Genomic DNA, 12,415 nt, shown 5'->3' with positions numbered 1-12,415 from the left:
TATAGTTTTCCTACTATACCTGACAATCCTTGACAATCTCCTAACCACCCATGACAATAAATAACAACTTCCTGACTACTCCTGACAACAAATGACATCCATAACCATTCCTGAAACACCTAACCATATTAATTTTTATGCAAAAAATTGCCATGCTCGGTTCCGGTTTCATCGGACGTTTTTATGCGGAATCAATTCATGGCCAACGTGGCCGCGACCGTGTTGTTGCCATTTATGCGAGGCGTGAAGAAAGCGCGAAGAAATTTGCCGATGATTACGGCTGTGATTTCTGGTCGATCAGTATGGAAGAAATTATTTCCAGTCCGAGTGTTAATATGGTATGTATTGCCCTGCCCAATAATCTTCATGAGGAAGCGGTGATGCTTTGTGCAAAACATAAAAAAGCGGTTGTTTCTACAAAACCTTTGGGAAGAAATGCCGAGGAAGCACTGCGGATGATGCAGGCGGTGGAAGAAGCCGGAATTTTTGCCGGTTATCTGGAAGATCTTTGCTATAGTCCCAAGTTTTTAAAAGCACTGGAAAGTGTCAAAACAGGAGCTCTAGGCCGGATTATCTGGGCGAAATCCAGAGAAGCGCATCCCGGTCCGCATAGTGAGTGGTTTTGGGATATTGAACAGGCTGGTGGCGGATGTATCCTGGATCTGGGTTGTCATTGTATCGAAATTTCAAGAAATTTTATTGGCAAAGATATTCGTCCGGTCGAAGTCATGTGCTGGGCAGATACGCAGGTGAAACCGATTGATGCGGAAGATCATGCGATTGCTTTGGTTAAATATGAAAATGGTGCGATCGGGCAATTCGAAGTAAGCTGGACGTTTCGCGGTGGTATGGATTTGCGTGATGAAGTGATGGGAACAGAAGGAACAATCTGGATCAACAATTTCCTTCGGACCGGATTTGAAATGTATACTTCTGGAAGCGGCGGTGATTATGTAGCTGAAAAGGCAGAAAGTAAAAGCGGCTGGCTTTTTCCCGTTGGTGATGAAGTGAACGATCTGGGTTATAATCATATGTTTACGGATATGTTTAACGCAGCAGAAGAAGGTCGTGACGCTGCGGAAACTTTTTATGATGGTTACGTTGTGAACGCCGTCATTGACGCTGCCTATCGTTCTTCAAAAACAAAGTTGTGGGAGAAAGTAGAACTTCCTGTTTGGCGCGGACAGGAGGGAGTTACCAAGCCATCGAACTATGTAGAATATGATGAGGAACATTATTTAATTAAACAGGAAGTGACACATGACGGACGTAATAAACTGATTTTAAAAAATAAAATAACCGGAAAAATCAGTGAGCAGGATGTGTGAAAAATTGACTCATGTTGTAGGAAAGGCCACTCTATGAATTTATGCAAAATTTGAATTTGTATATTTGAACTAATATCCGGTATATTGAATTTAATTATCCACAATCATCACAAGCGCACAAAATCATGGCAAGTGTTAACAAAGTAATCCTTATCGGAAATTTAGGTAGCGACCCGGAAGTAAGATATCTGGAGAGCGGATCAGCCGTAGCAAAATTCAGCATCGCAACAACCGAAGCCTACACAAACAAAAATGGCGAAAGAGTTGAAAACACAGAATGGCACCGCATTGAGTTATGGGAAGGTCTTGCAAAAGTTGCCGAGAAATATCTAAAAAAAGGTAACTCTGTATATATAGAAGGAAGAATTCGGACAGACAACTGGACAGACAAAGAAGGTGTTCAGAAATCGGGCGTAACCATTCGTGCCAATAGTATGACTTTGCTGGGCGGACCGAATAATGGAGGTGCAGAAAATAGTAACCAGGGAACTCCGAATTACGCACAATCATCCGCTCCAAAACAAAACCAGGCACCAAGATCTTCTGATCCGATACCGCCATCAATGGCAGCCGGAAATGATGATGACGATTTGCCATTCTGATTTTACTAGAATTCTATTCAGAAATCATGTTTATTTCAATGTATGATGAAATTGACAATAATATTTTTGGATAGAATTCTTATATTGCATTTATGAACTTTTCTTACTCTTTGTGAAAGAAACTGCCGACAGTGACGATCCGTTGTCCCGAAAGCGTACTGGGATTTTTTATCCCGTTAAAAGTGCGCTTCCTATAATCACCGGGATGGTCATACCCATTGACCGTTTTGCCGTTTACGAATTAATTCTTGTCTTCCTACTTTTGGCTGTATCGCTCTTTCTTTCCGGAATCAGAGCCTCCTATGCAACAGCCGGCGCGATGGAAAATCCCTGGGAACGAAAAGGAGTTTCCGACGGTCATCTTCCAACCCGAATCCAGCAATTAGCACTTTCTATTATTCAGCGCGGCGTAACCTTACTCGCACTTTTGCTTGCTGCAAGATTTACCTGGCTGCAAGTACAAAATAATGATGAAACCATTTTTCAATGGATTTCATTGGGCGCATTGGCTTTCTGGATTTGGCTGGATGTAATTATCAGATTTCACGCGGCCAGAAATGCCGTTGAATTTATTCCAAAAATCGCCGGGACTACACATTTTGTTATTAAAGTATGTGAGCCGCTAACGAAGCCAATTACCAAATTGGGTTACTTTTTTGGCATCTTGACACCGGAAGGTTCTGAAATTTCTACGGAAAGACTGGAAGCAAAAGCGGAAAGTGAAGAGGAAACGGATCTGTTAAGAGGACTTGCAAATTTCAGGCAAACCAATGCCCGTAAAGCTATGCAGCCACGAATGAACATTACGGCTTTTGATATTGAGCTGAATTTTCATGAGCTGATGGATAAGATCAATAAATCAGGATATTCGCGTGTTCCGGTTTTCAGAGATAATCTGGATAGCGTGGAAGGAATTCTGAACGTAAAAGATTTATTGCCGCATTTACATCATAACGAGCATTTTAACTGGCAAAAATTACTTCGTGTCCCTTACCTGATCCCGGAAAGCAAGCGACTGGATGATTTAATGAAAGATTTCCAAAGTCGCCGGGTGCATATGGCGATTGTCATCAATGAATATGGCGGAACAAGTGGATTGATTACGCTGGAAGATATTATTGAAGAGATTTTCGGTGATATCAATGACGAATATGATGAGGAGGACGAAGTGAATTATACCAAAGTTGATGAAAATACTTACGTTTTTGAAGGTATGGTTTTGATCAATGATTTGTGCAGAATTCTGAATCTTGAATCAGATTATTTTGATGAGGTACGCGGAAACAGTGAATCACTAGCCGGACTTTTACTCGAACTTTTTTCAAGATTACCACGAACGGGAGAAATTGCAACGCACCGGGATATTACTTTTAAAGTTCAGTCAGCTGATAAAAAGAGAATTAAAAAAGTCAGGGTTTTGGTTAGCTAACGAAGACTTATTTGAGTTTTGAAATATTAATAATCCGCGAGGTTCCTTTTGAATTATAAATCTTAATATTGGAAATATTTTCTTTTGGTAATACCAAAATTCGTGAAGATTGGGATAAATATCCGGCTCCATAATTCCATTCATGTCTTCTTTTCTGGCTGTTTTTCAAAGTAATTTCTGCCCAGCTATCATTTGCTAATGGGTTTATTTTTACAAAATCCTTTTCTGGTTTCTGTGATTGGAAGGTTTTAAGAATATCATTATTCTGAGCCGCCAAAATTAATCTGCCTCCGTTATTCAGCGTTAATTCCGCCAAACCTTTGCCGTCGCCTTCAGCCAAAAAACCACTATTTGCTGGCGAAATTGGTACGAAATTTCCTTTCCCGTTTCCTTGAAGAAGTAATCCGTTAAAAGCATCCAGACGTCCGCTGATTGATTCAGGAGCGTAAGAATTTCCAGTCATAAGCAAATCCAGATGACCGTCAGCATTATAATCTCCAACCACAATTCCATAAACTGGCCCAAGTTGTGCAGCGATTGATAATGCTTTTATTTTGAATTTCCCGTTACCGAGATTTTCAATAAAGACACTTCTCATTTCTTCACAGCTAAGTTTCTTCGCATCTTTCAGTTCGTCTTTTGTGAAAATATCTTTCATTTCCGCTTTGGCATAATCGCCGTAATAAACGAAGCGTTTTTTAAGAAAATTCATCTGACTTGTCATCTCATCACGGGGATGGATAGGATATAAGTTCTCGCCGGAATATCTGAACATAACCGGATCCATCGTACCGCTTTTGTCAAAATCTTTAGCAAACATCGTTAGCGGTTTCGTTGCCGAAGGCCGTTCTTCTGAATTCAAACCAACATTTCCTGCCACGTAATCCATGTCTCCGTCTTCATCAAAATCTCCCGCTACAAGACTATTCCACCAGCCATTTGTATTTGTTAAACCGGTTGTAGAAGTTACATTTACCAGCTTTCCATTTGTATTTTTCAAAAAAGTCAACGGCATCCATTCGCCTCCCAGGATTAAATCCATCCAGCCATCATTATCAAAATCTGTCCAAAGCGAGGTGGTAACCATACCGATATTTTTCAGCTCCGGACAAATTTGTGCAGTTATGTCGGTAAACTTTCCGTGATCGTTTCTGAGGATTGAGCTTTTCGGGGAAGTCGGATATTGACCGGGCGTAAGTCTGCCGCCTATAAATAAATCAAGATCACCATCTCTGTCAAAATCAATGGCACTAACCGAAGAACCGCTGGTCGTGTTTATAGGCAACGCGGAGGTATCCAGTTTGAAATTTCCTTTTCCATCATTTAAATAAAGTCGGTCCTGATAATATTTTGAATCAATCGGAAATTCGCTGCTGCCACTTACGATATACAAATCCAGATCCCCGTCAAGGTCTGAATCAAAAAGCAGCGTGCCCATATCTTCCTCAAATTTCTGCTCTTTGGTTAACGGTTTTCCTATGAATTTTCCCAGGCCATTTTGAATGAAAAAACTTCCGGAATGTTTGAAAGCACCACCAACATAGAAATCTTCGAGTCCGTCTTCATTAATATCACCAACCGCAATTCCCGGTCCGTTTTGAGATAGTAAATGTGGCAAAAGTGGCTGGACTTTGAAGTCGATATACAATTCCTCTTTATGTGTATAATGAATTCCTAATGCATCTGAAACTTCCTGAAATATTGGTTTTGGGATAATTGAATTTATTTTCTGAGCATTTGCAGCTTTGTTATATTCAACTTTTAAAACCTGATCAGAGGAAATATTTGTCAGCAACTGCGTTTTCTTATCCGGCCAGATAACCCGGATGGAATCTATTTTTTTACTTTTTCCTAAACCAAAATGCAGCGTATTTTCAACTGTCGACTGATACCCACGATAGGGAGAATGCTCAATAAACTGCTTTTCATTTTTAGTATAAATCGTCACTTTCACCCCAAAGCCGTAAGGATTATCTTTTGTCCCATTTAGTTTGATGCGCAGATAATGATGATCAGGAAGTTTTTCCGAATGGTTTTTATAAACAAAAGCTTCATGATCAATATTATTGATGATCAAATCCAGATCTCCATCATTATCTAAATCAGCATAAGCAGCACCGTTTGAAAAAGAAGGCGTATCAAAACCCCATGATTCTGATTCGTTTTTAAATGTAAGATTGCCGTTATTTTTAAATAAATAATTAGCCACATGCGCCCCTTCAACTTCTTTCAAAGCCTGAACCGTAGGCGCATTATCCAGATTTCCTGACTGGATTTGCTGCTGATACTGAGCCATCCGATAAATCACAAAATCACGGTTTGTAATATCTTTTGGATAGCCATTGGTAACCATTAAATCCCGTTTCCCGTCGTTATCATAATCAGCAAATAATGCGCCCCAACTCCAATCCGTTGCCTGTACGCCTGAAAATCTTCCAACTTCACTAAAAAAAGGATGATTTGTTCCGGGACGATTTCCGTTGTTATGCTGCAAAGTATTACGCATGAATTGTGGCTGATAACCCATTCTTTGCTCAGAAAGAAAACGGTCATAGTTCATTAGCCCAAACATATTTTTGCGGCGGATATTGCCTTCAGGCAACATGTCCAGCGTTACAAAATCTACGAGTCCATCGTTGTCAATATCAGCTGCGTCATTGCCCATCGCGGAGTAGCTTTGGTGCCGGAAATAATCTGTGATTTCATTTTTAAAGCTTCCGTTTTGTTGGTTGATATACAGTAAATCGTTTGACAAATAATCATTGGAAACATACACATCCGGCCAGCCATCTTCATTAACATCCACAATGGAAACACCCAATCCGAAACCTTCCGTAAGAATATTTGCTTCTGCCGATACGTTGGTAAATTTTATCTGACCATTGATTTTTCCATCATTTCGATATAATTTATCGGTACTTAATGCCGAACCGTCCGTACGTTTTGGGCGGATCACATTAGGACCTTTTCGCTCCATGACATTGGTTACCAGAAAAACATCGAGATCACCGTCTTTATCATAATCGAAAAATGCAGCCTGGGTAGTGTTACCGGAATAATCAAGACCGTACTTTTTTGCTTCCTCAAAGAAAGTGTTATTTCCTTTATTAATGTATAGTAAGTTAGGACGAGGTGTAAGATTTGAATTCAAATTTTGAGGCCCGGCTCTACAAACATAAATATCTAAAAAACCATCTGCATTAATATCGACCATCGAAATTCCGCGGGCCCAGCTATCTGCCAATGAGATACCGGATTTCTCAGTAATGTCTTCAAATTTTAAATTTCCTTTGTTAAGATAGAGGCGACTTTCGGACATGTTTCCTCCCATGAAAACATCCTGTAAACCGTCGTTATTGATGTCGCCGACACCAACGCCGCCGCCGTTGTAGAAATATTCGTAAGTGAGGATATTGAGTTTTTCATCCTCTTTCAGTTCATTGGAGAAAGTGATCCCGGTTTCCTTTGAGGGAAGTAATTCAAATAAAGTATCCTGATTCTTTTTTTTGCAGGTAAACAGCGTGATGCTGATTATGGAAAGTAAGATCAGCTTTCGGATCATTTGGATGCGGTACTATCGGCGTTTATTTTAGAGAAAAAGCGAATTTCATATAATTCCTGATTCTTGCCGGGAAGATATGGTTTTTGCAGCTTTTTCAACACAAGCTGATCATTATCCAGTTTCAGAATCTTGTAGCCATTCAAAAAAGTACCAGCCGAATCCAGATAAACAAGTGAATCCGATTTCAGGATTTTGTAGTTATACTTCCTGAATTCTTCTTTCCTGCGCTCAAAAACAACGCCGTCTTTGGTATACTCAAAATGCGACCAATGCTCATCCTGAGAATTGTTGACGTGCGTAAAACCATTTACAAAATTTGAAATAGAATCCGTTTTCCAGGTCCCAAGAATCTGTTTTTCTTTCGACACACATCGCGTCAAAACTGAAATTAAAAGAAAAGCTACAATTACTTTTTTCACGCTATAAAAAAACATTTTAAAAGAGAGAAAGAAGCCAAGGTTTTACACTTGACTTCTTTCCTATCAGGTAATGAGGTTTTTTAGCCCCATTAACAATTAACCCTTAATAATTAACCATTAATAATTGCTATTCTGGATCAAAACCCCATTGCTCAAATCCACTTCACGTTGTGGAAGCGGGAAGTAATAATGTTTTGGTTTTACAAAATTACGACTTGGTTTGTAAGGTCCGCGGGCGATTTTGTAATGCGCCACGATATCAATCAAACCTGCTTTATCCCAACGCATCAAATCCTGATGTCTTTCGTTTTCACCGGCAAGTTCCACACGGCGTTCATGCATGATATCTTTGATGGTTGCGCCTGTGATTGTTTTCAAACCAGCACGTTTTCTCACTACATTTAATTCCGTATCACCACTTTGTCCTGAACGAATTTTTGCTTCTGCCGCTAATAAATAAACATCAGCAGAACGAAGGAAAGGTGCGTTCAGGCTTTGATCCATATCACCGCTTGCTGTAAACTGTGAATATTTCTTAAACGCATAACCAGTCACACGCGTCATATCAGCAGTAAATTCTGTTTCTCCCTGAGAACCTCTTTCAACTTTATCACCCGGACTGAAAATGGAATAAGCCAAACGCGGATCACCTTCTTCAAATTCACTTACAAGATCCTGAATCGGTTCATGAAAACCCCAACCACCAAAAGTCTGTGGTGTATGGTAAAAAGCAGGGGAGTTGTCTGTCGTCCAACCCGTTTCATATTGAAGAGAAAATAAAGTTTCAGTGTTATTTTCTGTCGTCAGTTCAAAATTCTGATTATATCCCGAGGCCAATTGGTAAGCTGCATTTCCGGTAACTTTCGTACTTGCTTCAATTGCTTTCGCCCAGTTTTCCTGGTACACATAAAGTTTTGTAAGGAAACCATAAGCTGATCCTTGTGTCACGCGTCCGGCTTCCGTTGCGCTGTATGATACCGGAAGTAACGATGCAGCTTTCAGGAAATCTGCTTCTGCCTGCGCACGAACTTCTGCCAAAGTAGATTTTGGCTTGTTGAAATTCAAAGCAAGTGCATCCGCTTCCAAAAGAATAGGCACTTCACCGTAAATCAGTGAAAGTCGCCAGTAAACAAAACCTCTCAGGAAATACGCTTCTCCCATGCTGCGGTTACGCAAAGTTTCATCCATCGTCACTTTTGGCGCATTAATCAACACAGCGTTCGCTCTTGAAATAACTTCATATTTCGTAGACCAGGTTGCCAGAATATGTGAGTTGGAAGCGTCGAAAGTGAAATTTTCCAAAGCGGTTTCATCTGAATGATCACCGGCGCGGTTCATGTCGTCCGAGCAGTTGTCAAATGTATATTCGGTGTGGGCAAATCCATCTTCGTTCAATAATGGGGCATAAACCGCGTTTGTAGCAGAAACCACATCATCGCCATTCCGCCAGTATTGCTGGGAGGTTACCTGTCCGTAAGGTGTTGTATCGAGTAAGTCTTTCTGGCAACTCATAAACGTTGCAAGAAAAATATATCCGGCTAGTATCGTTATCTTTTTCATAGGATTAAATTCGGCTGGGATAGATCTGAACGTTTAGATTAGAATGATAAAGTTGCTCCGATAGTCCATGTACGTGCCAACGGATACTGCGCGTAATCCACATTCAGCTGTCCGTTTACATAACCCAACTCTGGATTCAGACCGGAATATTTGGTGAACGTAATAATGTTTTGGCCCGAAACATAAAATCTCGCTTGCGACATTTTCAATTTGCTGATCACCGTTTTTGGAACTGTATACCCCAATGTCATATTTTTCAAACGTAGAAAATCACCTTTTTCTATAAATAAATCAGATGGCCGGTAGTTACGGTTTGCATTGTCAATAGTTACACGAGGAACCGTATTGCTCGTTCCTTCTCCATGCCAGCGATTTTGTTCTTCCGCATATAAGTTGAAAGAATAACTTGCATCAAGACCCTGCATACGGTCAGCATTGTAAATTTTATTTCCTCCAACACCAACAAAAAACAAATTCAGATCAAAGCCTTTGTAATTGGCACCGGCAGAAAAACCATAATTGATTTTTGGCTGAGGACTTCCAATAATCGTTCTATCCGAATCGTCGATTATACCATCTTTATTTAAGTCAAGGAATTTAACATCTCCTGGTTTAATCTGCCCGTCTGTTTTACGTGAATCGTTTGCAATATTTGCATCAGCATCGATCTGACTCTGGTTTTGATAAATTCCGTTTGTTTTATATCCGTAAAAAGTACCGTAAGGCTGTCCTTCATAAGTACGAACAATTTCCTGCTGACCTCTTCCGTACAATTGCGTAGCAAGAAATCCTCCCGGCGTAGCCAGTTTTGTGATTTTGTTTTTGATAAAAGTTGCATTACCACTTACATTAAAAGTAAGGTCGCCAATTGAATGACGGTAAGACGCTTCAATCTCCAAACCTTTGTTTCTTAGCTGACCGATATTTTGATCAGGAATAGTAGCCGTTCCGATTGTTCCAATCGAAGGTGGAGCCAAAAGCATATTTTTGGTATCCTTGATGAAATAATTTGCAGAGAAGTAAAGACTGTTTTTCAATAAACCTGCTTCCAACCCGAAGTTGCTCATTTCAGCAGTTTCCCAGCCGATGTGGGTATTCGCCAGTCGACTTTGTGCAGCTCCCGAGATATAATTCTGAACGCCGCCATTTCCAAATGCATAGCGGTATGATGAATTGATCAAAGCCAGATATTGCAGGGATGCTACGTTTTGGTTACCCAATTGTCCCCAGCCACCAGTCAGCTTGAAATTGCTGAACATCGGCAATGCATCCTTGAAAAACGATTCTTCCGAAATTCGCCATCCCGCAGAAAATGCAGGAAAATAACCCCAGCGATTTCCAGGAGCAAATTTGGACGAACCATCAGCACGGACCGTCGCTGTCAACAAATAACGATCCATGAAAGAATAATTGGCGCGGGCAAAATACGATTGAAGCGCATCATAACTGCGACTTCCATTTCCTCCATCCGACTGGGCAATGGAAACGATTGTTCCGGCATACTGCATATAACGAAGTGAAGGATCTTCACTTGCGAAATCACGTCCGCGCTGGTTTGAATAAATATCGTTGAAAGTCTGAGAAGTATAACCGCCCACAAAATTCAAAGAATGCTGACCAAATTTTTTGTCGTAAGAAAGAAAATATTCCTGCAAAAAAGACCAGTTTTTATCATGATTCAGGGTCAGCTGATTGTAAGAATTTGTTCTGAACTGGTCATTGATTTTGATTTCAAAATTGTAATTGTCGGAAAATGTTGCATCCATGGCCAGGTTTGCACGAAGTTTCAGACCTTCAATAATTTCCAATTCTCCCGTTACATTTCCCAGAAAACGGTTACGGGCTGCGTCCTTATCTTGTGTGTCAACAGTAAAAACCGGGTTGTTTATATCTCCAAAAGCACCAATTCCCTGTGTTGAGCTGTACGAGCCGTCAGCATTTCTAACAGGAAGTCCGGGATGGAAACGAATCGCGCTCCACAGCAAACCGGTTTGTGAAGACTGTGTATCCGGTGCGTTGCTGTGCGTATTGGTAAACTGGAAATTCTGTCCGATTTTGATTCTTGAACCGATTTTATGGTCCGAATTTATACGAAAAGTAAGTCGTTTGTAATTAGACTTTCCAATAATCCCTTTTTCATTATAATATCCTCCCGAGATTGAGAACGAAGAAAACTTTCCGCCACCTCTTAATGAAGCATCATAATTTTGCGTAACGCCTTGTTTCAACAATTCGTCCTGCCAGTTTGTAAGCTGCGTTTGATATTGTGCATCATTCCAAATCGCAGGAACTGGCAAACCGTCATTTGTGTAAGCTTCTCTTTTTAACGAAGCCAAAGTAGGAGCGTCCAGTACGTCAATCGTTTTGATACGATTTGTAACACCGACGTATCCGTTAACGGTTAGGTTAATCGGATTGTCAAATTTACCACGTTTTGTTGTGATTATGATTACACCATTTGCAGCACGTGTACCGTAAATGGCTGAGGCAGAAGCATCTTTTAAAATTTCAATCGATTCAATATCATTTGGGTTGACGTCATTCATGGTTCCTGACGGTACACCATCGATGACAACCAGAGGTGTTGAGTTGTTAACGGTACCAAAACCACGAATCTGAATTGAACCGGCATCACCTGGCGCACCACCATTTCTGACAATGTTAACCCCGGCCGCTCTTCCCTGAAGTGCCTGCTGTGCTCCACCTGATGGCAAATTCTGAAAATCTGCACCTTTAATAGAAGAAACCGCACCGGTAACATCTTTCTTTTCCTGCGTACCGTAACCTACAACCAGAACTTCTTTCAGCGCGCTGACGTCTGGAGCAAGCGAAATATTAACGGTATTGTTGTTATCAGAAACCACTTCCTGGCTCACATAACCGATAAAAGAAAATTTCAATGTTACAGCGGCATCGCCAACAGTTAACTGATATTCACCTTTTTCATTGGTAGAAGTTCCGGTCTGACTGCCAACAACCAAAACGTTCACGCCGGGCAAACCTTCACCTTTTTCATCGACCACTTTTCCGGATACTTTACGTTCAATCAGTTGGTTTGGGAAAATGATTCCTTGTGATTGTATGGCGGTGCCGGAAGCTTTCTTGCGAAGCAAAATCCGGGTATTTCCAACTACTTCATATGATACATTGATCGGCGCAAGAATCTGGTCCAGCACTTTGTTCAACGGACCTTTTAATTCTTTTAACGAAGTATTTTGTATTCCCTGAATGCTGTTGGTGCTATAAACAAATTTCACATCAGCCTGTTTTTCAATCAGATTCAGGATCTTTTTGATTTCAAGAGATTCCACTTTTAGCGAAATTTCCTTGTTTAAAAGTTCCTGTCCACGCAGCGTGTGCGCTGTGGAAATGCCACAGCATAAAATGAAGATCAATAGTTGTTTAATAGTAGCATTGGCTACTCTGTAAAAAACACGTTCACGAGGTATTTTTCTATTCATAGGTTAATTGATTTTCTGGGCTATTGATATTCAAAATGTAAATTTTCTAATGTT

General features: G+C 40.5%; 7 protein-coding genes. 3 read left to right on the top strand and 4 right to left on the bottom strand.

All coding sequences use genetic code 11. The features are described from left to right. The first annotated feature begins 137 nt into the window (after nt 1–137). From IEE83_RS25415 to IEE83_RS25405, 3 genes are all read left to right on the top strand, one after another. On the top strand, nt 138–1,328 hold the full coding sequence (locus IEE83_RS25415) for a Gfo/Idh/MocA family protein (protein WP_194123591.1): 1,191 nt from the start codon (nt 138–140) through the stop codon (nt 1,326–1,328). A gap of 125 nt (nt 1,329–1,453) precedes the next feature. Next, on the top strand, nt 1,454–1,930 hold the full coding sequence (locus IEE83_RS25410; protein WP_194123590.1) for a single-stranded DNA-binding protein: 477 nt from the start codon (nt 1,454–1,456) through the stop codon (nt 1,928–1,930). A gap of 112 nt (nt 1,931–2,042) precedes the next feature. Beyond that, nucleotides 2,043–3,359: a transporter associated domain-containing protein gene (locus IEE83_RS25405; RefSeq protein WP_194123589.1), complete on the top strand. Its 1,317-nt coding sequence runs from the start codon at nt 2,043–2,045 to the stop codon at nt 3,357–3,359. A 7-nt stretch (nt 3,360–3,366) separates the two neighbouring features. Here the strand turns inward: IEE83_RS25405 and IEE83_RS25400 are convergent, their stop codons facing one another. The 4 genes from IEE83_RS25400 to IEE83_RS25385 all read right to left on the bottom strand — a co-directional run bounded on the left by IEE83_RS25400 (nt 3,367) and on the right by IEE83_RS25385 (nt 12,361). Further along, the gene (locus tag IEE83_RS25400) at nt 3,367–6,921 is read right to left on the bottom strand and encodes a VCBS repeat-containing protein (RefSeq protein ID WP_194123588.1); all 3,555 of its coding nucleotides are present in this window, start codon (nt 6,919–6,921) and stop codon (nt 3,367–3,369) included. Continuing rightward, nucleotides 6,918–7,340 carry a hypothetical protein gene (locus IEE83_RS25395; RefSeq protein ID WP_194123587.1) on the bottom strand — a complete coding sequence of 141 codons (423 nt, stop codon included), beginning with the start codon at nt 7,338–7,340 and terminating at the stop codon, nt 6,918–6,920. Before IEE83_RS25395 ends, IEE83_RS25400 begins: the two co-directional genes overlap by 4 nt. Nucleotides 7,341–7,457: 117 nt before the next feature. Further along, a complete protein-coding gene (locus IEE83_RS25390) occupies nt 7,458–8,900 on the bottom strand; it encodes a RagB/SusD family nutrient uptake outer membrane protein (protein WP_194123586.1) in 1,443 nt (480 codons plus the stop codon). Between the two features lie 38 nt (nt 8,901–8,938). Continuing rightward, nucleotides 8,939–12,361, bottom strand: a complete 3,423-nt coding sequence (locus IEE83_RS25385) for a TonB-dependent receptor (protein ID WP_194123585.1) — start codon at nt 12,359–12,361, stop codon at nt 8,939–8,941. Nucleotides 12,362–12,415 lie beyond the last annotated feature (54 nt).

The sequence above is a fragment of the Dyadobacter subterraneus genome, assembly GCF_015221875.1.
Lineage (GTDB): Bacteria > Bacteroidota > Bacteroidia > Cytophagales > Spirosomataceae > Dyadobacter > Dyadobacter subterraneus.
The sequence above is the reverse complement of the archived record's forward strand: the minus strand, read 5'-3'. Positions and strand labels throughout refer to the sequence as shown.

Coding starts and splice junctions, on each gene's coding strand:
- IEE83_RS25415 (WP_194123591.1), top strand. CDS start 138: ATGCAAAAAATTGCCATGCTCGGTTCCGGTTTCATCGGACGTTTTTAT.
- IEE83_RS25410 (WP_194123590.1), top strand. CDS start 1,454: ATGGCAAGTGTTAACAAAGTAATCCTTATCGGAAATTTAGGTAGCGAC.
- IEE83_RS25400 (WP_194123588.1), bottom strand. CDS start 6,921: ATGATCCGAAAGCTGATCTTACTTTCCATAATCAGCATCACGCTGTTT.
- IEE83_RS25390 (WP_194123586.1), bottom strand. CDS start 8,900: ATGAAAAAGATAACGATACTAGCCGGATATATTTTTCTTGCAACGTTT.
- IEE83_RS25385 (WP_194123585.1), bottom strand. CDS start 12,361: ATGAATAGAAAAATACCTCGTGAACGTGTTTTTTACAGAGTAGCCAAT.